Source organism: Bradyrhizobium brasilense, assembly GCF_029714345.1.
GTDB classification, from domain to species: Bacteria; Pseudomonadota; Alphaproteobacteria; order Rhizobiales; family Xanthobacteraceae; genus Bradyrhizobium; species Bradyrhizobium australafricanum.
The window spans coordinates 4,923,779-4,944,419 of record NZ_CP121669.1; the positions used below are offsets into that span (position 1 = coordinate 4,923,779).

20 protein-coding genes are annotated in these 20,641 nt (G+C 65.0%); 6 read left to right on the forward strand and 14 right to left on the reverse strand.

The features are described 5' to 3' along the window. Positions 1-108 precede the first annotated feature (108 nt). Together QA635_RS23220 and QA635_RS23225 are read left to right on the forward strand one after the other, a co-directional pair. On the forward strand, positions 109-1,713 hold the full coding sequence (locus QA635_RS23220; protein WP_283061644.1) for a M23 family metallopeptidase: 1,605 nt from the start codon (positions 109-111) through the stop codon (positions 1,711-1,713). 334 nt (positions 1,714-2,047) lie between these two features. Next, positions 2,048-2,470, forward strand: coding sequence for a DUF805 domain-containing protein (locus QA635_RS23225; protein WP_283061645.1), 423 nt, complete (start codon positions 2,048-2,050; stop codon positions 2,468-2,470). Positions 2,471-2,491: 21 nt separating this feature from the next. Here QA635_RS23225 and QA635_RS23230 read toward each other — a convergent pair whose 3' ends face one another. From QA635_RS23230 to QA635_RS23240, 3 genes are all read right to left on the reverse strand, one after another. Beyond that, positions 2,492-3,385, reverse strand: a complete 894-nt coding sequence (locus QA635_RS23230; RefSeq protein ID WP_283061646.1) for a dihydrodipicolinate synthase family protein — start codon at positions 3,383-3,385, stop codon at positions 2,492-2,494. 146 nt (positions 3,386-3,531) lie between these two features. Continuing rightward, complete coding sequence (locus tag QA635_RS23235) at positions 3,532-4,029, reverse strand: cupin domain-containing protein (RefSeq protein ID WP_283061648.1); 498 nt, start codon at positions 4,027-4,029, stop codon at positions 3,532-3,534. A 41-nt stretch (positions 4,030-4,070) separates the two neighbouring features. After that, on the reverse strand, positions 4,071-4,550 hold the full coding sequence (locus QA635_RS23240; protein ID WP_253608737.1) for a carboxymuconolactone decarboxylase family protein: 480 nt from the start codon (positions 4,548-4,550) through the stop codon (positions 4,071-4,073). Positions 4,551-4,645: 95 nt separating this feature from the next. Between QA635_RS23240 and QA635_RS23245 the strand changes: the two genes are divergently transcribed. Both QA635_RS23245 and QA635_RS23250 read left to right on the forward strand, forming a co-directional pair. Continuing rightward, entirely contained in the window at positions 4,646-5,221 is a 576-nt protein-coding gene (locus QA635_RS23245) for a MarR family winged helix-turn-helix transcriptional regulator (RefSeq protein ID WP_283061650.1), read from the forward strand. Between the two features lie 113 nt (positions 5,222-5,334). Continuing rightward, positions 5,335-6,570 (forward strand): lytic murein transglycosylase, encoded by a 1,236-nt coding sequence (locus QA635_RS23250; RefSeq protein WP_283061651.1) that lies wholly within the window; start codon positions 5,335-5,337, stop codon positions 6,568-6,570. Positions 6,571-6,668: 98 nt separating this feature from the next. Here the strand turns inward: QA635_RS23250 and QA635_RS23255 are convergent, their stop codons facing one another. The 7 genes from QA635_RS23255 to QA635_RS23285 all read right to left on the reverse strand — a co-directional run bounded on the left by QA635_RS23255 (position 6,669) and on the right by QA635_RS23285 (position 14,393). Next, the gene (locus QA635_RS23255) at positions 6,669-7,487 is read right to left on the reverse strand and encodes an SDR family NAD(P)-dependent oxidoreductase (RefSeq protein ID WP_283061652.1); all 819 of its coding nucleotides are present in this window, start codon (positions 7,485-7,487) and stop codon (positions 6,669-6,671) included. 18 nt (positions 7,488-7,505) lie between these two features. Further along, a complete protein-coding gene (gene recJ, locus QA635_RS23260; RefSeq protein ID WP_283061653.1) occupies positions 7,506-9,347 on the reverse strand; it encodes a single-stranded-DNA-specific exonuclease RecJ in 1,842 nt (613 codons plus the stop codon). A gap of 55 nt (positions 9,348-9,402) precedes the next feature. Next, on the reverse strand, positions 9,403-10,122 hold the full coding sequence (locus QA635_RS23265; RefSeq protein ID WP_283061655.1) for a haloacid dehalogenase type II: 720 nt from the start codon (positions 10,120-10,122) through the stop codon (positions 9,403-9,405). A 122-nt stretch (positions 10,123-10,244) separates the two neighbouring features. After that, positions 10,245-11,243 (reverse strand): class II fructose-bisphosphatase, encoded by a 999-nt coding sequence (glpX, locus tag QA635_RS23270; protein ID WP_050420275.1) that lies wholly within the window; start codon positions 11,241-11,243, stop codon positions 10,245-10,247. Between the two features lie 79 nt (positions 11,244-11,322). After that, entirely contained in the window at positions 11,323-12,642 is a 1,320-nt protein-coding gene (locus tag QA635_RS23275) for a homoserine dehydrogenase (protein ID WP_057018585.1), read from the reverse strand. Positions 12,643-12,680: 38 nt separating this feature from the next. Continuing rightward, positions 12,681-13,901, reverse strand: a complete 1,221-nt coding sequence (locus QA635_RS23280; protein WP_283061657.1) for an LL-diaminopimelate aminotransferase — start codon at positions 13,899-13,901, stop codon at positions 12,681-12,683. A gap of 216 nt (positions 13,902-14,117) precedes the next feature. Next, complete coding sequence (locus QA635_RS23285) at positions 14,118-14,393, reverse strand: hypothetical protein (RefSeq protein WP_016842954.1); 276 nt, start codon at positions 14,391-14,393, stop codon at positions 14,118-14,120. 291 nt (positions 14,394-14,684) lie between these two features. Here QA635_RS23285 and QA635_RS23290 point away from each other — a divergent pair, with 291 nt between their 5' ends. Next, entirely contained in the window at positions 14,685-16,493 is a 1,809-nt protein-coding gene (locus QA635_RS23290; protein ID WP_283061658.1) for a PHA/PHB synthase family protein, read from the forward strand. Positions 16,494-16,566: 73 nt separating this feature from the next. Continuing rightward, positions 16,567-16,965 carry an MAPEG family protein gene (locus tag QA635_RS23295; protein WP_212058212.1) on the forward strand — a complete coding sequence of 133 codons (399 nt, stop codon included), beginning with the start codon at positions 16,567-16,569 and terminating at the stop codon, positions 16,963-16,965. A 30-nt stretch (positions 16,966-16,995) separates the two neighbouring features. Here QA635_RS23295 and QA635_RS23300 read toward each other — a convergent pair whose 3' ends face one another. The 4 genes from QA635_RS23300 to QA635_RS23315 all read right to left on the reverse strand — a co-directional run bounded on the left by QA635_RS23300 (position 16,996) and on the right by QA635_RS23315 (position 20,422). After that, positions 16,996-17,589 (reverse strand): class I SAM-dependent methyltransferase, encoded by a 594-nt coding sequence (locus QA635_RS23300; protein WP_283061659.1) that lies wholly within the window; start codon positions 17,587-17,589, stop codon positions 16,996-16,998. 14 nt (positions 17,590-17,603) lie between these two features. Continuing rightward, complete coding sequence (argC, locus tag QA635_RS23305) at positions 17,604-18,584, reverse strand: N-acetyl-gamma-glutamyl-phosphate reductase (protein WP_283061660.1); 981 nt, start codon at positions 18,582-18,584, stop codon at positions 17,604-17,606. 120 nt (positions 18,585-18,704) lie between these two features. Beyond that, entirely contained in the window at positions 18,705-19,751 is a 1,047-nt protein-coding gene (gene argC, locus QA635_RS23310; protein ID WP_283061661.1) for an N-acetyl-gamma-glutamyl-phosphate reductase, read from the reverse strand. Then, positions 19,748-20,422, reverse strand: coding sequence for an FMN-binding negative transcriptional regulator (locus QA635_RS23315; RefSeq protein WP_283061663.1), 675 nt, complete (start codon positions 20,420-20,422; stop codon positions 19,748-19,750). The genes argC (QA635_RS23310) and QA635_RS23315 overlap by 4 nt, the downstream gene beginning before the upstream one ends. Positions 20,423-20,641: the final 219 nt, after the last annotated feature.

Genomic DNA, 20,641 nt, shown 5'->3' on the forward strand with positions numbered 1-20,641 from the left:
TTTGAAATGAATCGTCACCGCGCCTCAACTTGTTGGTTAAGCGTCAACTTTACCGAAAACCGCTACACACTTTTCCGGAACTTGCTTTAGTCTTACGGGCGATCAGACATGAGCCCGGGGTGTGCAGTGAACAGGAAGGTGGTCAGCTTCGTCAGTTGCTGGCTGGCAGCCCTGCTCTCGCCTCTTCCCGGCGCCCATGCCGACGAATTCCGAACGCCATCGATCTCGGCCATGCGAGTCGAATGGCGCGCCGTGCTCGACCAGCTGCGGCAGGAGATCGGCAGCCGCCCGGCCATCGCCGCCGACTTCACTTTCGCAGGCCAGCGCCGCGTGCCCGCCACCGATCCGCGGGCGACGCCTGCGCTGGTGCAGTTGAACGCGGTGACAGCGCCGCTGTTTCCCGGCATTGCGCAGAGCCCGATCCCGGTGCTGCTGCCGCTCGACCCCGCAAGCTATCTCGAAGCGCGGCAAAACGGTGCGCCGGACAGCCTGTCGATCGCGCGCTACCAGGCCGACTTCCGCGCGGTCGATTTCTTCCATGCCGGTGCATCGGGCTACGATGCCGTGTTCTCGCTCGACCCCGGCGCCGGCGACGGCCTGCCGCCGCGGACATTTGCCAAGCCGGTCGAGGTGCAGATTTCCGGCTCGATCCTCGTCTACGACCTCGCCGACCGGCTCGGCGGCAAGGGCGAGCCGGTCAGGACGCTGGCCGCGCAGTTTCCGGACCTGCGCCGCTTCATTCGCGAGGGCTATGTCCGCTACGCCTTCACTCGCTTCGGGATTCCCTATGTCGTATCGATCCAGTGCCTCGACAGCGCGCCGCGGCCGAAGCGGCTGGCCTGCCGCGAGGCCTATCCGGTCGCCGAGCGGTTTCTGAAGGCCCTGCGCATCGCCGGCGGCCAACCGTCACGGCCGCGCAGCGACGTCGCCTCCGACATCGCCGAGCGCCCAGCCGCGCAATCCGCCGACTTCACCTACCACCCGAGCGGCGACATCGTCGCGGGCAGCGGCGGCCGCAGGCAACAAGGCGGCCACGCCGACTTCACCGTCTATTCACAGATCCGCTTTCCGCTCGAGAAGGCGCCGGCTTTCGCCCACTCGCAATCCTTCGCCAAGCGCAAGCCCGGCGCGGCCATCGACACGTATCCCTGGCAAGACAATTTCTGCGAGGCGCGCAGCTTCGAGGTCGGCCAATGCGCCAGCGGCTACGGCCATCAGGGCCAGGACATCCGCCCCGGCGCATGTCCTGTCGACAGCAACAATGGCTGCGACCCCAAGCAGCAGGCGGTCGTTGCGGTGCGCGACAGTATCGTGATCCGCTCGGCGCAGCAGCAGGCCGCCACGTTGCAGGTCAACACCCGCACCGAGCATGTCCGCTTCCGCTACATGCACATGAACCCGTCAGTGATGGATGCCGACGGCCTGCTCAACGGGCGCCGCGTCAGCGAGGGCGAGAAGATCGGCGTGGTCTCGAATTATCTCGACCACCCCAACGGCACATCGCGGCATCTGCATTTCGACGTCCAGCTGTTCACGCGCGACGGCTGGCTGTGGGTCAATCCCTACACCACGCTGGTGTCGGCCTATGAGCGGCTGATCCGCGGCCGCGGCCGCGAGATCGGACCGGAGCCCGGGCTTGCAGCCGCCGTGGCCCATGCCCTGCCCGACGACGTCGTGCACCGCATCGACACCCAGGAAGGCGGCGGCAATTAGAGTGTTGTCGAGCGAACGGGACACCGGTTCGGGGCGCACTGCCAAAATATCGAAAACAACCCCATGCAAAGTAGCCGGCGGCTGCCGTCGTTCGACACGACAACTTGACACGTCGGGCAAATCAGCGGCATTATTCCATTATTCCATTATTCCGAAATTGTGCAAACGCCCCGCAGGTTCCATTCGGAATCGCATCGATGCGCGCCATGTCACGGCGACAATTGCCAGCTTGAATGATCATGATGGAAGCAGCAAACCGCGGGAACCTGTCCCGCTTTGACCGTCGGACTCAAGTCTGTATCAGATGCCCATTCAGGCTGGACCATAACCAAGCATGCTCTCGACCTTCAGCTGGTTCTTTCTGTCGGTGAAAGGCCGCATCAGCCGGCAGGAATTCGGCCTGGGATTTTTTGGCCTCGTGCTGGTCGACATGCTCGTCATTCGCATCGGCGTAAGGCTCGACCCCGGTCCACGGTATTACGACAGCAGCCCGCCCGCCGACGAATTGTCCGTCCTGCGCTTGCTGCTCATGCTGTCATTGTGGCCGTTCGCCGCGATCCTGGTGAAGCGGCTGCACGACCTCAACGTCTCGGGTTGGTGGGCGCTGACGATCCTCGCCGTTCCCCACCTCGCCGCGGCGCTGCACGTCAAATACTGGATCCCCTATCTGGCGCTAATCGCAACGCTGAGCGTGCTGCCGGGATCGAAAGGCGACAACCGGTTCGGCCGCGACCCGTTGGCGCGCGCCGGCATCTAGCGCCCTCCGCCGTGGTTGCGATCAGTCGATCTCCATCGCAGCCAACGTCTCCCTGACCCGCCTCTGAGCGTCCGCGGGCAGCGGCAATATCGGACGTGGAGGCTCAGCCGTGCAGACCCCTCTGAGATTGGCAAGTGCGTAGACAACACGCAGACTGGAATATGTCCTGAACAGATCCCAAATCGGCTGCAGACGCGCGTTGAGCTCTCGCGCCCGAGCCGCATCGCCGCTCGTCGCGGCGCGAACGATGTCCACGCAGACCTTCGGGAAGATTCCTGCGACAACGCTGTACCAGGTATCTCCGCCCGCCAGCAGCGCCTCGGTGCAATTCCAGTCGGCGCTGTAACCCAACGCAACGCCGTCCGGAACCACAGCCCGCAATTCCCTGAGATGGCCCGCCACGGTCGAAGCATCCAGCGCCGGACTTTTCACCGCGACGATTCCCTCGACCCGGCTCAGACGGCCGATGAGAGCCGGCGTGAATTGAAAATGAGTCGTTCCGGGATTGTCGTAGATGCAGATCGGCAACCCGCTCTCGCGGGCCACGGTTTGGAAGTGCTCAAAGACCTCGTCATCGGTCAGCGGCGTATAGGAAACCGCTGCCAACAGCCCTGCCGTCGCGCCGGCATCACGCGCATCTTGAGCCAGCCGCACCGCATCGTCGGTGCGCAGTGCGCCGATGCCAACCAGTATTGGTGTGTTGCCGTCTGCCAGGGCGGTGGCCGCCTGCACGGCGCGCCGCCGCTCATCGCGGCTGAAATACGGATATGAGCCGGTACTTCCGAGCAGCCCGACCGAATCCACCTTCGCCGCAATCAAGGGGTCGAGCAAGGCGCGGAGCGCACCCACGTCGACCTGCCCATCCCGGTTCGAAGGCGTTATCGGGAAGGCAGAGAGCCCCTTCAGACTGATCATCGATTTATCCCTCGTCGGCAATCATCGCCGCAACGTGTCGTGCAATCAATCGACACGCCCCGTTGCGCGCAAGGTCCAGTTTCACGCGAACTGGGCACCAAACTGGTCCAGTGCGCACGTCTTGCGGAACGAGCGCCCACCGATCGCTATTCGAGCATCGTGGTCAGCTGCGCGCCCTCGTCGGCCACGAACACCGCGATCAGTTCCGCCGGCTCCGTGGTGCTCGCATTAGCCGAGACCATGTGGGTCGAGCCCGGTGGCTCGAAGAAGGACTGGCCGACCTTGAAGGTCTCGACCGGCCCGCCGCCAAGCTGGGAGCGGATTTCACCCTTGGTGATGTAGGCCGTCACCGAACCGGAATGGCGGTGCGGCGGCGTGAAGCCGCCGGGACCATAGAACACACGCACCACCGTGACACGCTTGCCCGCCACATTGGGCAGCGCGTGCGAGGTGATGACCTCGACCTTGTCGAGCGGCGACGCCGCATTGGCGCTGGCGCACAGCGGAGCGATGACGGAGGAGATCGCGTCCATCGGGGTCGGCACTGCCTTGCCGATCACGAAGGCGGCGGCCAGTCCCGCGATCACGGCCAGCGCGACCGGCCGCGCGAATGGAAGGGATGGTGTCATCGCCATCGAGGTCATTGTTTTGCTCCCTGTCAGTTGCCGTTTGATCCGTCTCGACGTTACGAAGCCGCCGCGTCCGCACGCTGCCGGCGCGGCGGCGGCGTCCAGCGATAGGCCGCGCCGAACCGGTTCCAGACATTGATCGATGCGATCGCCGAGGTGAGGTAAGTCAGCTCCTGCTCGGAGAATTCGGCGGTGGCCTCGGCATAGACCTCGTCGCTGACGCCGTTCGGCAGGGTCGTCAGCGCTTCGGTCCAAGCCAGCGCGGCGCGCTCGCGCGGCGTGAACTGCGGCGCCTCGCGCCACACCACGACGAGGTTCAGCTTGTCGGCGGGCACGCCGAGGCTCTCGCCCTGCAGGATGTGATACTGCACGCAGAACGCACAGCCGTTGATCTGCGAGGCGCGCAGCTTGACGAGTTCGAGCAGCTGCTTGTCGAGGCCGGCCTTCGCCGCGAACTGGCCGAGCGCGCGCACCGCGGCGAAGACGTCGGGCGCGAGCTTCTCGAAGTCGGTGTATTCCTTGCGGGCATGTGACATTGGCCTGGCCTCATGTTATCAGTGTACTGATATATTATCAGAGCTCTGATATCATCGGCAAGATGCGGACATCGGCAAAGGCGGCAGCACGCGACATGGCGGCAATGCAGAAACGAGGCAAATCCGGCACCGCCGAGCGGCGTCCGGTCAGAAAAGCCGCCGGCCGAAGGGCCGCAGCGAATGCGGGATCGAGCACTGGCGACGTCCTGCTCGCCCCTTCCGTTCCGGCGCCGGGCGAAGGCAAGCGCGGCGAGCAGGGCTATCTCGCCTATCTGCTGCGTCAGGCCCACGCGGCCTCGCGGCTGTCGATGGAGCGCCAGCTGGGACGGCTCGGCGTCACCTCGCCGCAATTCGTCGTGCTGACGATGTTGAAAGCCTATCCGGGGCTCTCAGGCGCCGATCTGGCTCGCGTCGCGCTGCTGACGCCGCAGACCGTGAGCGTAATCATCCGCAACCTCGAGCGCGACGGCGCGATCGGCAAGACGCCGCACCCGGTCCACGGCCGCGTGTTGCAATGGACCCTGACCAGCCATGGAACCGCGCTGCTGGAGAAATGCCGGCAGATCGCCCAGGCCCAGGAACGCCGGCTCGCCGCCGGCCTCGATGCCAGGTCGGAACAGATGGTGCGCCGCTGGCTGTCAAAAATCGCCACAGATTTGCAGGATAGCTAGAGCATGCCCCGGAAAGGTGGGAACCGGTTTTCCGATGAGGTCATGCTTAAAACAATGGCTCCTGCGGCGGCGTGGCTTTTGGCTCACCCGATCGGCGCCGCTAGACTAGCCCGATGAAACAGCCTGATTCTCCGAAATCCCCTGCCCGCCGCGCCGTCCTGAAGGCCGGGCTCGCGGCCGGCGTGGTGCTCGTCAATCCGCTCGGCGCACTCGCGGCCGCCCCTCCGGGCTTCGACCAGTGGCGTGACAATTTTCGCGCCCGCGCGCTCGCAAAAGGCATTTCGGAGGCAACCTGGAATCGCTGCATGGGGCGGATCGAGCCCGACATGAGCGTGTTCAGGCAGATGCGCAACCAGCCTGAATTCCACGAGCAGATCTGGCAGTACATCAACCGCCGCGTCTCCGACTGGCGGGTCATTCACGGCAAGGAGGCGCTGAAGAAGAACGAGGCGCTGTTCGGCCGGATCGAACGCGATTTCGGCGTCGAGCGCGGCACGCTGCTCGCGCTGTGGGGCGTCGAATCCGCCTATGGCGATCCGCTGGTGCAGCAGAACCACATGACGCCGGTGTTTCCCTCGCTGGCTGCGCTCGCCTGGAACGAGCCGCGTCGCAAGGCCTATTGGGAGACCGAGCTGATCAACGCGATGAAGATCGTGCAGCGCGGCTGGAGCACGCCCCAGGAGATGAACGGCTCCTGGGCCGGCGCGATGGGTCATTCACAGTGGATGCCGGAAGTCTGGCTCAATGTCGGCTTCGACTATGACGGCGACGGCAAGGTCTCGCCGTTCGGCCGGCCCGACGATGCGCTGGGCTCGACCGCAAAGTATCTCGTCAAACGCGGCAAGTGGCACCGCGGCGAGCATTGGGGCTACGAGGTCCGCGCGCCCGGCGGCGGCGCCGGCGGCAGCCGCACCTATGCGGCCTGGGCCAGCGCCGGCGTCGTCAGAGCCGACGGCCAGCCGTTTCCGCAGCCGAACGCATCTGCGCAACTGTGGATCCCGGTCGCGGGTGGCCCGGCCTTCCTGCTCGGTCCGAACTTCAATTCGGTGAAGAGCTACAACCCGTCGATGAACTACGCGCTGGCGATCTGCCATCTCGGCGACCGCTGCCTCGGCGGGCCGCCCTTCATCCAGCCCTTCCCGGGCTCGGAGCGCGCGCTGACACTGGCCGAGGTGCAGGAGATGCAGACGCGGCTGACCAAGGCCGGCTTCGACACCGGCGGCACCGACGGCCGCGTCGGCAACGACACCATGAAGGCGATCAAGGATTTTCAGATCAAGATGGGCCTGTTGCCCGCCGACGGCTACGGCGGGCTCAAGGTGCTGGCGCGGTTACGGCAAGGCGGCTAGCCATCATGCGATCCGCGTAGCCCGGGTGAGCGAAAGCGATACCCGGGGACGCATTTCCCGCATATCGCTCCGCTCATGCGGGCTACGACAGTTCGCTCCTACCGGCTCGCAGGCTGCCGCACCACGCCGCCGGCATTCATGCCGCCGTCGATCACAAGCTCGCTGCCCGTGACGTAACGCGATGCGTCCGAAGCGAGATACAGCACGCCCTGGGCGATCTCGATGGCCTGGCCGGCGCGACCGAGCGGCGTGGCGAACCTTGCCCGTTCCTCCGGATCGATCGGCGCGTTCTGGCCGGCACCGGTCGCGCCGGTCGGGATCTTGCCCCAGATCGGCGTGTCGATGATGCCGGGATGCACCGAGTTGACGCGGATGCCGTCGTTGACCTGCGCGCACTCCATCGCGATCGACTTGGCAAACAAGCGGACCGCGCCCTTCGTGGCGCTGTAGCCGGAAAGGGTCGCCGCACCACGCAGGCCGGCCAGCGACGACATCATGATGATGGAGCCGCCGCCATGCTTGCGCATCAGCGGCAGCGAGTGCTTCACCGACAGGAATACGCCATCGATATTGATGGCGGTCTGGCGGCGCCAGTCGTCGAGCGACATCTCGACAATCGAGGGCGCTCCGATGCCGACGCCGGCATTCGAGACCATGATATCGAGGCGGCCATGGCGCTTGCCGATCTCACTGATGATTTCGATCCAGCGCTCCTCGCTGGTAACGTCCTGCGGCAAGAAGGTCACGTTCCGCCCGGCCTTGGTGAGCCGCGCGGCGAGCTCGGGTCCCCTCAACTCATCGATATCGGTCGCAATAACGGTCGCGCCTTCCTGCGCGAACAATTCGACGATGGCCTCGCCAATGCCCGATGCGCCGCCGGTCACCAGCGCGACCTTGCCTTCAACCTGTCCTGACATGTCCTCTCCAAACGTTTCTTATCGGATCACCGTCGGGCCCTGATCCGGCACCGCGACGTCGAGGACACGGAATTGCACACGTTCGGTGCCTTGCCAACGGTCGACCGCAAGAGAGCCCGCCACGTGCAATTGTTGGCCGCGATTTTGCGTCAAGGCGCTGCCGAGCTTCTGTCCGACGGAACGGAATGCGATACCGTTGACGATGGACCCGTCGCCGGACTTGAAGCGCAGCCGCAGATGCGCCTGCCCGACCTCGTCCGCATAGACCAACTGATGTGACGGCAGCGCGATCACCGGTTCCGGATTGGCGCTGCCGAACGGGCCAGCGCGATTGAGCGTCGCAGCGAATTCCGGCGTCACCGCGCGCGCGGTCACGGCGCCGTCGACGAACAGCTCGTTCTCGTGCCGCGAATTGGCGACGTCGGCCGCCAGCGCGCTCTCCATGTAAGCGCGGAATTCGGCGAGCTTCTCCTTGCGCAGCGTGACGCCGGCCGCCATCGCGTGCCCGCCGCCCTTCATCAAAAGGCCGTCGTGCACCGCCTGCCGCACCGCCTTGCCGAGATCGACGCCGCCGATCGAGCGGCCCGATCCGGTGCCGATGCCGCCGGGCTCCAACGCGATCGCGAACGCAGGACGCGCGAACTTCTCCTTCAGCCGCGCCGCAACCAGCCCGACCACGCCGGGATGCCAGCCTTCCGCCGCGGTGACGATGACAGCGCCCTTGTCCTCGAGCCCGAGCGAAGCCAGCGCCTCGGCCTCGGCCTGCGCCTCGGCCGCCTGCTCGATCACGCGCCGTTCGGCATTGAGGCGATCGAGCTCGGCCGCGATCCGCGCAGCTTTTGAGATATCGCCTTCGAGCAATAGCCGCACGCCGAGATCGGCGCGCCCGATCCGGCCGCCGGCATTGATGCGCGGTCCCAGCATGAAGCCGAGATGCCAGGCCTCCGGCGGGCCGTTCAGGCGCGCGACATCCATCAGCGCGGTGTGGCCGACATGGTCGCGGCGGCGCATCGCGATCAGGCCCTTGGCGACGAAGGCCCGGTTGAGCCCGATCAGCGGCGCGACGTCGGCAACGGTGCCGAGCGCGACGTGATGCAGCACGCTGAGCAGGTCGGGCTCCGGCATCTCGCCGGTCCAGAAGCCGCGCTGGCGCAGTTCGCGATTCACCGCGACCAAGGTCACCAGCACGAGGCCGACCGCTGCGAGATGGCCGAGCCCCGAGAGATCGTCGGGCCGGTTCGGATTCACCAGTGCGTCGACCTCGGGCAACACATCGCCGGTCTGGTGATGATCGATCACGACGACCGACATCCCGAGCTTCCTGGCTTCCGCCAGCGGCTCGATGCTGGTGGTGCCGCAATCGACCGTGACCAGCAGCGTCGCGCCCTTCGCCGCCAGCGCACGCACGGCGTCGACGTTCGGCCCGTAGCCTTCGAAAATGCGGTCGGGAATGTGGATCAGCGGGTCCAGCCCGCAATGGCGCAGATGCCAGGTCAGCAGCGCGGCCGAGGTCGCACCGTCGACGTCGTAGTCGCCGAAGATCGCAACCTTCTCGCCGCGCACCGCGGCATCCGCGATGCGCTTGGCCGCGTGCTCCATCTCGGTGACCGTGTGAGGATCCGGCATCAGCTTGCGGATGGTCGGGTCGAGGAAGTCGGGAACCTCGTCGATCCCGACGTCGCGCCCCGCCAGCACGCGCGCCAGCATTTCCGGCAATTGATAGCGCTGCACGATCGCGAGCGCCCGCGCCGCCCCGCGCGCATCCAGCCGGTCGCGCCAGAGTTTTCCGGTCAGCGACCGCGTCACGCCGAGGAACGCCTGTGGCGCCTCGACGGGCAGTGCGGATGCGTGCAGCGTCATGAGCCCTTCCCAATCAGGCAGGAATCGTAACGCTTCGATGATTTGTGGACCAGTTCTAGCAGCCCATTCGGCTGGCGATTTCCCCGAAATCCTTGGCCACGATGTCCCACTCGCCGGTGGCCTCGAAATCGTACTTTTGCAGCGGACCGTATTCGGTCGGACGCGCCACGAAGGCGGTCTTCAGGCCGAGCTTCTGCGCGTGCTTCAGGTCGTAATTGTGCGCGGCGACCATCATCACCTGCTCCGGCGGCAGGCAGAGCAGCTTCGCGGCGCCGAGATAGGTCTCCGGATCGGGCTTGTAGTGCTCGAACAGTTCGGCCGACATCACGAGGTCCCAGGGGAGGCCTGCGAACTTCGCCATGTTGGTGAGCAGCGCGACGTTGCCGTTGGAGAGCGGCGAGATGATGTATTTGGTCTTCAGCCGGGCCAGACCGGCGACGCTGTCGGGCCACGCGTGCAGGCGATGCCAGCCCAGCGTCAGATGCTGCAGATCCGCCTCGCTCAGCCCCTTGATGTCGAATTGCGCAACCAGTTTTTCCAGCGAGCGGCGGTGCAAGACGTCCAGGATGACGTAGCCGTTCTGCGGGTTCTTGCGCACCTCGTCCATCGAGGCCGCATAGACCGCGCGCCAGCCGTCGACCAGCGCCGTCCAATCGGCCTTGATACCGCGCGTCTCGCCCCATCTGGTGAAGTCGTTGATCAGGCTGGTGCGCCAGTCGACCACGGTCCCGAACACGTCGAACACCAGCGCCTTGACCCCGGACAGATCGGACATGCGCGTCTCCCTGTTTTTTGTTGTTTGTTTAGCGCGTCGTTCCGGGATGGTGCGCAGCACCAGACCCGGAACCTCGAGATTCCGGTTCTGGTCCTTCGGACGCCCCGGAATGACAGCGGATATTAATCCAGGTGGAATTTCTCGAGCTGCCGATGCTCGGCCTTGATGTAGCGCACGGTGCCGGTGACCGAGCGCATCACGACCGTCTCGGTCTCGATCACGTCCTTCTTGAACTTCACGCCGGTCAGCAGCGAGCCGGTGGTGACGCCGGTAGCGGCGAACAGGCAGTCGCCCTTGGCCATGTCCTCGATGCCGTAGATCATCTTCGGATCGGTGACGCCCATCTTGTGCGCGCGCTCGCGCTTCTCCTCGGTGTCGAGGATCAGGCGGCACTGCATCTGGCCGCCGATGCAGCGCAGCGCGACTGCCGCGAGCACGCCCTCGGGGGCGCCGCCGGTGCCGATATACATGTCGACGCCGGTCTCATCGGGTTTGGCGCAGTGAATGACGCCGGCGACGTCGCCGTCGGTGATCAGCTGCACGGCAGCGCCGGTCGAACGCACGCTGTTGATGATGTCGGCATGGCGCGGACGATCGAGCACCAGCACGTTGATGGCGGTCGGGTCGACGCCCTTGGCCTTGGCGAGCCGGCGGACATTGTCGGCCGGCGGCGCGTCGAGCTCGATCACGTTCTTGGCGTAGCCCGGGCCGATCGCAATCTTCTGCATGTAGACGTCGGGCGCGTGCAGGAGCGTGCCGCCGTCGGCCATCGCCATGGTAGCGATCGAGCCCGGCATGTTCTTGGCGCACAACGTGGTGCCCTCGAGCGGGTCGACCGCGATGTCGACCTTGGGGCCGGCATTGAGGCCGACCTTCTCACCGATGAACAGCATCGGCGCCTCGTCGCGCTCGCCCTCGCCGATTACGACCGTGCCCTCGATCGGCAGCTTGTTGAGCTCGCGCCGCATCGCGTCGACCGCGGCCTTGTCGGCGGCCTTCTCCTGGCCGTGGCCGCGCAGCCGCGCGGCCGACACGGCAGCGCGCTCCGTCACGCGCACGATTTCGAGCGTCAGGATGCGCTCGAGCAGCATCTGCGGCGGAACGGAAATATGGGTCGACATCGGCGTACTCCTTAAGCCTCTGGGACAGGCCAGCCTGCCCGCATCAATCGTCTCACGCCCGACCCGTTCAGGCCATGCGCTAGTTTTTCTCGATCCGGATCACCTGCGGCCGGCCGCTGATGACCTTATCGCGCTGCACTGCGGCCAGCGCACGATGCACGGCATCCTCGCTGGTCGCATAGGTAATCAGAATGACCGGGACCGGTGAAGGTTTTTTGGCCGCACCGTTCACATCGACGCCATCGGGGTGCCGTTGCACGATGGATTCCAGAGATATCTTCTGTTCCGCCAGCCGGGTGGCGATTGTTGCGGCAGTGCCTGCAAGATCGCGCGCCATCAGGCGGATATAATAGCCACCCTCATGGCGTTCCATCGGCGCCTTGGTGGTGTCGCGCAACCGCTCCACCGGACGGCCGAACGGCTTGGCGCGGATGCCGCGGGCGACGTCAGCGATGTCGGCGACCACGGCCGAAGCGGTCGCGCCGCCGCCGGCGCCGGGTCCCACCAGCGTAATCGGCGGAATCCCCTCGCCGTCGATCGCGACCGCATTGGTGACGCCCATCACCTGCGCGATCGAGGATGATTTCGGCACCATGGTCGGATGCACGCGCTGCTCAATGCCCTTTGCCGTGCGCACCGCGACGCCGAGCAGCTTGACGCGGTAACCGAGTTCCGCGGCGGCCTTGAGGTCTTCCGGCGTGATCGAGGAGATGCCTTCGACGTAAACCGCGCTTTCCGCAACCTTGGTTCCGAAGGCGAGGCTGGCCAGGATCGCGAGCTTCTGCGCGGTGTCATGACCATCGACGTCGAACGACGGGTTGGCTTCGGCATAGCCGAGACGCTGGGCGTCCTTCAGACACTCCTCGAACGACAGGCCCTCCTGCTCCATCCGGGTCAGGATGTAATTGCAGGTGCCGTTGAGGATGCCGTAGACGCGGTTGACGCTGGTGCCGGCGAGGCCCTCGCGCAGCGTCTTGATGACCGGGATCGCCGCACCGACCGCCGCCTCGAAATTCAGCGCGCCGCCGTGCTTCTCGGCAGCCGCGGCGAGACGCAGTCCATGCTTGGCGATCAGCGCCTTGTTGGCGGTGACGACCGACTTGCCGGCCTTCAGCGCGGTCTCGATCGCGGACAGCGCGGGATCGCCGGCGCCGCCCATCAATTCGACGAAGCAGTCGATATCGGGATCCTCGGCGAGCGCCTCGGGGCTCTTCGCCCAGGCGATGCCACGCAGGTCGAGGCCGCGCTTCTTGGCTTTCGAGCGCGCCGTGACTGCGACGACGCGAACGCCGCGGCCGCTGCGCTCGGCCAGCGCCCGTCCTTGCGTTTCGATGAGGCGGACGACATCGGCACCGACGGTGCCGAGCCCCGCTATGCCCACGTTCAGGGGTGCGACCATGGATTTAAGGGACCTGGAGATTAAGCAACCTGGAAGGATTAGCGTCGGTTGGCGAGAGGAACGACGTTGTGCAACGTTTCGATGCCGCTTTCAAGGAAGCGGCGCACGCCGCGCGCGGCCTGCCGGATGCGCTGCTCGTTCTCCACCATCGCGATGCGGACATAGCCCTCGCCATGCTCGCCGAACGCCACGCCGGGCGACACCACGACGCCGGATTTCTCCACCATGAGGGTCGCGAACTGCATGCTGCCGACCGCCTCGAACGCCTTGGGCAGCGGCGCCCAAGCGAACATCGAGGCCTGCGGCGGCGGAATGTCCCAACCGGCGCGGCCAAATGACTCGACCAGCGCATCGCGGCGCTTGCGGTAGGTGTCGCGCATCTCGCGGATGCAGTCGTCGGGACCGTTCAGCGCCGCGGTCGCCGCCACCTGGACCGGCGTGAAGGCACCGTAATCGAGATAGGATTTGACCCGCGCCAGCGCCGCGATGATCCGCTCATTGCCGACCGCAAAGCCCATGCGCCAGCCGGCCATCGAGAACGTCTTCGACATCGAGGTGAACTCGACGGTGACGTCGATCGCACCGGGCACCTGCAGCACCGATGGCGGCGGATTGCTCTCGTCGAAATAAACTTCGGCGTAGGCGAGATCGGACAGGATGAAGATGTCGTGCTTCTTCGCGAACGCGACGAGGTCCTTGTAGAAGTCGAGGTCCGCGACATAGGCGGTCGGGTTCGACGGGTAGCAGACGATCAGCGCGATCGGCTTCGGAATCGAATGGATGATCGCCCGCTCGACCGCCTCGAAGAACTGCGGCGTCGGCTCCGAGGGCACCGAGCGGATCACGCCGCCCGCCATCAGGAAGCCGAAGGCATGGATCGGGTAGCTCGGATTGGGGCACAGCACGACGTCGCCGGGCGCCGTGATCGCCTGCGCGACGTTGGCAAACCCCTCCTTCGAGCCGAGCGTCGCAACCACCTGGGTGTCGGGGTTGAGCTTGACGCCGAAGCGGCGCGCATAATACGCGGCCTGGGCCTTGCGCAGGCCGTTGATGCCGCGCGAGGCCGAGTAGCGGTCGGTCCGCGGCTTGCCCAGCGTCTCCTTGAGCTTCTCGATCACATGCGGCGGGGTCGGCAGGTCCGGGTTCCCCATGCCCATGTCGATGATGTCGGCCCCGGCGTTGCGCGCGGCCGCCTTGGCCTGGTTGACCTTCTCAAAGACGTAAGGCGGCAGACGGCGAATGCGGTAAAAATCTTCCATGGGACCCTTGCTCCGACAACCGCGATGCCAGAATCGACCCCCTTGGTGCAGTTTGCGGAAGCCGGCTCGGCCTCTGACAGAAATCGCACTGAATCAATGACTTAGAGCGAATTCAGGCGCACGATCTGGGGGCTGCGGCCGGATCTGCGGTTGAACTGGGTTTCTTTTAGCACGGACACCGGGCGGCGCCAGCGCTGATCGGCCGTTCGTCGGGCGCTACTTCCCGCTTTGGGCGGCCGTCGAGGCCTGGCGCGCGCGCGCGGCAATCAGCTCCTGCTCGATCTTGGCCTGGTCCGCCGGCTTGATCGTCGGATCGGCGCGGTCGGGCGGAAGATCATGGACCGGCAGGTAGCCGCCGGCGTCCTTCTCCCGCGCCGGCGCATCGGCCGGCATCGTCATATCGGCGATCGTGCTCGAGCACCCGCTCAGCGCCACCAACGACGCGAGCAGCACTGCGGCCGCGAGCCCCCTGTTCATTCGATCGATCGGCATGCGCCGAATTGTCCCCAACAAGCTAGCGCGCACGTCGCACGTTGCCGACACGGGTCGCACTGGTACGAGCCTTGCAGCGTCCCCGCTGCGTTAATTTCGACTTTAGCGTTTCAAACCATTGTCGCCCGAAACGCTTAAAGCGGGAACACCAAAAGCGACCCCTGAGGCTTCAATATGACGGAACAAAGATTTTTTCTCGCACCGCAACAGAGCGAAATGCTGGATTTTGACTGATTTGCGTTGCCGCACCGCGCGATGACGCCCTCCAAACGACGCGATATTGTACCTCAGATGAGCAACGTTAGTACCCACACCCAGGCCACCCCGAAATTCAACGCCGAAGCCTTCGCCATGAACATCGCGCGGGCGATGGAGAGCAGCGGCCAGGCGCTGGCTGCCTATCTCAAGCCGCGCCAGACCGGAGAAGTCCGCGACAAGCCGCCGAATGAGCTCGGTGAGGTCATCAAGACCTTCAGCGTGATCGCCGAATACTGGCTGTCCGACAAGGAGCGCGCCTCGTCGCTGCAGATGCAGCTCGGCAAGGACTATCTCGATCTCTGGGGCTCGGCGGTGCGCCGCATGGCCGGTGAGGCCGATGCCAAGCCGGCGATCGCCCCGGCCCCGCGCGACAAGCGCTTCCAGGATCCGGAATGGAAGTCGAACCAGTTCTTCGACTTCATCCTGCAGCTCTATTTGCTGACCTCGAAATGGGCGCAGCAGCTGGTCCATGACGCCGACGGGATCGATCCCCACACCCGCAAGAAGGCCGAATTCTACGTCCAGCAGATCACCAACGCGCTGGCGCCGTCGAATTTCGTGCTGACCAATCCGGAGGTGCTGCGCGCCACCGTCGAGACCAACGGCGACAATCTGGTGCGCGGCATGAAGATGCTGGCCGAGGATATCGAGGCCGGCCACGGCACGCTGCGGATCCGCCAGTCCGACTCGAGCAATCTCGAGGTCGGCGTCAACATGGCGACGACGCCGGGCAAGGTGATCTTCCAGAACGAACTGATGCAGCTGATCCAGTATTCGCCGGCGACCGAGAACGTGCTGCGCACGCCGCTGCTGATCGTGCCGCCCTGGATCAACAAGTTCTACATCCTCGATCTGCGCCCCGAGAAATCCTACATCAAATGGTGCGTCGACCAGGGCATCACGGTGTTCGTGATCTCCTGGGTCAATCCGGACAGGGAGCTCGGCAAGAAGACTTGGGCCGACTACATGACCGAAGGCCCGCTGACGGCGATGGACGTCATCGAGAAGGTCACCGGCGAGATGAAGGTGCATACCGCCGGCTATTGCGTCGGCGGCACCCTGCTCGCCTCGACGCTCGCCTATCTCGCCGAGAAGCGCCGCCAGCGCGTGACATCGGCGACGTTCTTTGCCGCGCAGGTCGACTTCACTCATGCCGGCGATCTCCTGGTGTTCGTCGACGAAGACCAGATCTCGGCGCTCGAACGCGACATGCAGGAATCCGGCGTGCTCGAGGGCAGCAAGATGGCGATGGCCTTCAACATGCTGCGCTCGAACGACCTGATCTGGTCGTATGTCGTGAACAATTATCTGAAGGGCCAGACGCCCTCCTCGTTCGACCTGCTGCACTGGAATTCAGACGCGACGCGGATGCCGTCGTCGAACCACTCCTACTACCTGCGCAACTGCTATCTGGAGAACCGCCTGTCGACCGGCACCATGGTGCTGGACAACACGCTGCTCGATCTGTCGAAGGTGAAGGTGCCGGTCTACAACCTCGCCGCCCGCGAGGATCACATCGCGCCGGCGGAATCGGTGCTCTACGGTTCGCAGTTCTTCGGCGGCCCGGTGAGATATGTGCTGTCCGGCTCCGGTCATATCGCCGGCGTGGTCAATCCGCCCGCGTCGAAGAAGTACCAGTACTGGACCAACGACAACATCAAGGACATGAAGCTCGCCGACTGGCTGAAGGGCGCCGAGGAGCACAAGGGCTCGTGGTGGCCCGACTGGCGCGGCTGGCTGGAAAGCCATGATCCGGAGACGGTCCCGGCGCGCATGGTCGGCTCCAGCGGGACGCCGGTGCTCGAGGATGCCCCGGGCAGCTTTGTCCGCGTCCGTGCGTAGCGCGCGCTCTTCCGCTCAGCTATAAATGGACGGTCCCGGCGGTCGGGAATCGAATTCACGTGAGGGGGAGACGATGACGCGCGAACTGTTTTGGCTGTCGCTGACAGTGATCCTGACCGGACTGCTGTGGGTTCCCTACTCGATCAACCGCACGCAGGTGCGCGGCCTCTCCGGCGCCATGGCCAACCCGTCGCGCAACGACAAGCCGCAAGCGGAATGGGCCAACCGGCTGATGTTCGCCCACGACAACGCGATCGAAAACCTCGCGATCTTCGCGCCGCTGGTGTTGATCCTGAACGCCGCCGACTATTCCACCAAATGGACCGTGCTGGCCTGCGCCGTCTATTTCTGGGCCCGCGTCGCGCACCTGATCGTCTACACGCTCGGCATCCCGGTGTTCCGCACATTGGCCTTCACCGTCGGCTTCCTTGCACAGGCCGTGCTGGCGCTCGCGATCTTCAAGATCGTCTGACGACAATCGGCGCCGGCAATCGTGCCGGCGCTACTCCTCGGCCTTCCGCACGACGATATGCAGCATCGTCGCCGGCGCCGCATCGAAGCTCTTGATCTCGCTGGTGTCGGACGAGACTTGCGTCCACGCCCCTGACGCGGCGTAGGTGGCAGCGAGCCAGTCTGCCGCGGGATAATTGTAGTAGCGGCCGATGCTGTCGCGGCCATCGCCATGGCCGATCTTGTAGCTCGCGTAGAAAACGCCACCGGGTTTCAGCGCCCGATGGATGCGGCCGATGATGCCCGCCAATTCGTCGCGCGGCACGTGCAGCAGGCAGGCGCTGGCCCAGACGCCGTCATAGGCTTCGCGGTCCTCGAGCTCATCGAACAGCATCGCCTCGACGGGATGATTGATGCGGCGCGCCGCGGCCTCGGCCATCTCGGGCGACCCGTCGGTCGCACGCAACACGAAGCCTTCGGCGAGCATGACAGCGGCATGATTGCCGGCGCCGCAGCCGAGTTCGAGGATCGCGCCGCCCGGCGGCAGCAGCTTCAGAAAGCCGATCAGCCGGGTGGACGGGGCTTTCGCCCACCCGGCATAGGCCTCGGCATTGCGCCGATAGAACTGCAGCGTGGCGTCGTCCACGATCCGCGTCGCCGTCAGCTGTCGGCCAGCCCGAGCATCAGCCGCATGTTCTGGACCGCGGCACCCGAGGCGCCCTTGCCCAGATTGTCGAGCCGCGCGACCAGCACCGCCTGGTGGTGCTTGTCGCTGGCGAAGACATAAAGCTCGAGCTGGTTGGTCTCGTTGAGCGCCTCCGGCTCGAGCCGCCCGCCCTTGGCGGCCTCGTTCTGCAGCGGCATCACCGAGACATATTTGCTGCCGGCGTACCATTTCGCCAGAACCGCTTGCAGATCGGTACCATCAGGCTTGCCCGGCAGCGCGTCGAGTTGCAGCGGCACCGAGACCAGCATGCCCTGCCGGTAGTTGCCGACCGACGGGATGAAGATCGGCCTTCGCGTCAGGTGCGAATAGAGCTGCATCTCCGGCACGTGCTTGTGCTCGAAGCCGAGGCCGTAGAGTTCGAAGGCCGGCGCCGAGCCGTCCTCGAAGCTGGCGATCATCGACTTGCCGCCGCCCGAATAGCCGCTCACCGCGTTGACGGTGACGGGATAATCCGCCGGCAGCACGCCGGCATCGACGATCGGCCGCAGCAGCGCGATCGCGCCGGTCGGATAGCAACCCGGATTGGAGACCTTCTTCGCGTTACGGATCTTGTCGGCCTGGTCGGGCGCGAGCTCAGGAAAACCGTAGGCCCAGTCGGGCGCAACGCGATAGGCCGTCGAGGCGTCGAGCACTTTCGGAGCGGCATTGCCCATCGTGTCGATCAACGCCACGGTCTCCTTGGCGGCCTCGTCAGGCAGGCAGAGGATCACGAGATCCACCTCCTCCATCAGCGCGCGCTTGGCACCGGCGTCCTTCCGCTTGTCCTCGGCGATATGCTTCACCGCGACGTCGCCGATCGAGAGCAGCCGCTCCTGGATGCCGAGGCCGGTCGTGCCGGACGCGCCATCGACGAACACGGTGGCCTTGGTCGCGCCGCTCCTAGATTTCGGTTGGTTGGTGTCGGTGAGGGTCATGGCACGTTCCTTTCGAGCTCGTTCGTTTCGTTTAACACATCTGGCCGCGCCTGCGCCGCCAACGGGGACGGGCAGTTATCCCTAGATTGAGCGCCCCTCGCCAGCGACAACAACCCCTGCTCATGGAAACAGCGCGATCTGCTCCAGCCCGGTGGTTTCAGGCAAGCCGAACATCAGGTTCATGTTCTGGATCGCCTGTCCGGCCGAACCCTTCACAAGATTATCGAGCGTCGAGAGCACGATGGCGCGGTTCTTGATCCGGTCGGCGACGACGCCGATCTGAACGTAATTCGAACCACGCACGTTCTGCGTCTGTGGCAGCACACCCTTCTTCGTCACATATACGAACGGCTCGTTGGCGTAGGCCCTTTCCAGCTCGGCGCGCAAATCGTCCGGCGTAGCCCCGTTGAGCTTGACATAGGATGTGCAGAACTCACCCCGCGCCATCGGAATGAGATGCGGGGTGAAGTTCACCGTCACAGCCGAGCCAGCGGCCGCGCCAATCTCCTGCTCAATCTCCGCCGAGTGTCGATGGCTTCCGATCGAATAGGGCGACAACCCTTCGCCGGCCTCGCTGAACAGCGTGTTCTGCTTCAGTCCGCGTCCGGCGCCGGTGACGCCCGACTTTGCGTCGATGATGATGTCGTCGACGTCAATCAGCTTTGCCTTCGCCAGCGGAACAAGCGCCAGCAGCACCGCCGTCGGATAGCAGCCGGGACAGGCTACCAGCCGCGCGGCCGTGACCTCCTCCCGGTAGAGTTCGGTCAGCCCATAGACCGCCTCGTCCTGCAATTCGAGCGCCCGGTGCTCATGGCCGTACCATTGCGCATAGCTGTCTTTGTTGCGCAGCCGGAAATCCGCGGACATATCGAGGATCTTGATTCTGGGATTGGCTTTCAGCACCGCGGCGATGATCTCTTGGGTCGTCCCGTGCGGCAGTCCGCAGAACACGGCATCGAGCCGCGTCCAGTCGACCTTTTCCCATTCCACGAGTTTTGGCAGGTCGAGCATGAAGAAGTGAAGAAACACCTCGCTCATCGTCTTGCCGGCATGGGTGTTAGCGGTAAGCGCGGTGATTTCGGCATTCGGGTGCCTCGCCAACAGGCGCACCGCGTCGGCGCCGGTGTAGCCGGACGCGCCCAAAATTCCGATTTTCTTCTTCGTCATTGCTCGCTCCTCGGAAGCGTAGTCATCTCGGTCTGTATCATCGCGAAAGCGTGCGGGCGCACCTCGCGCATCAAGGCCGCGATGTCTTGGGCACCGGCTTCGGCCTGCAAAGCGAGCGTGTTGCCGACCGCTGCGAAATCGGTTTCAGACTTGTGCTGGTTCAGCTTGAAGCTGCCCTCCACCTCTTCCACCATCATCTCGAGACCCACGATGGCCTTCTTCATGGTTTCCAGCCTCGCGGCGGTCATCTTGCCCGACACCCACGGCTTTTTCGGCAGCAGCCGGTCCTCGAACTTGGCGCTCAGTGCGTCGATCTGAACGGCAAGCTCGTCATCCGACAACGTCCGCACCGGCCCGGTCAGATGCACCGCCTGATAGAGCCAGGTCGGCACCTGATCGGGTGACACGTACCAGTCCGGCGAAACATAGGCGTCGGCGCCGGTAACGGCCAGCAGCCAAGGTGACCCGCCCGCCAGCTTTACCAGCGGATTGTGACGGGCAACATGAAACAGCGCCCGCGGCGTCCCGTCGGCGGTATAGGTCAAATAGAACGGCAGCGCGGAGGCGATCGGCTTGGCGCCGTCCCACGCGCAGGCCATGCCGAAACCGCGCGCTTCCGCGAAGGCAAGGCTCGCGGCGCGGTCAGGCTTGAACGGCGGCGGCGTATACATGATTGATGCTCCTGCATGACGAAGGAGCCGCCAGATCGAACCGCGTGTCTTTTTCAGGAGAGCGCCGCGGGATCAGGTCCGGCGGCAGAGGCGATGGTCTTAAACGCGAGCGACCGCCCATACCGCGATAATGCGGCGGCGGCGGGCAATGATGATGGTCGCGGCGTTGATCATGGGCGCGGCTATAAGGCCGCGCCCCCTTGACGTCAAGAAAAACCG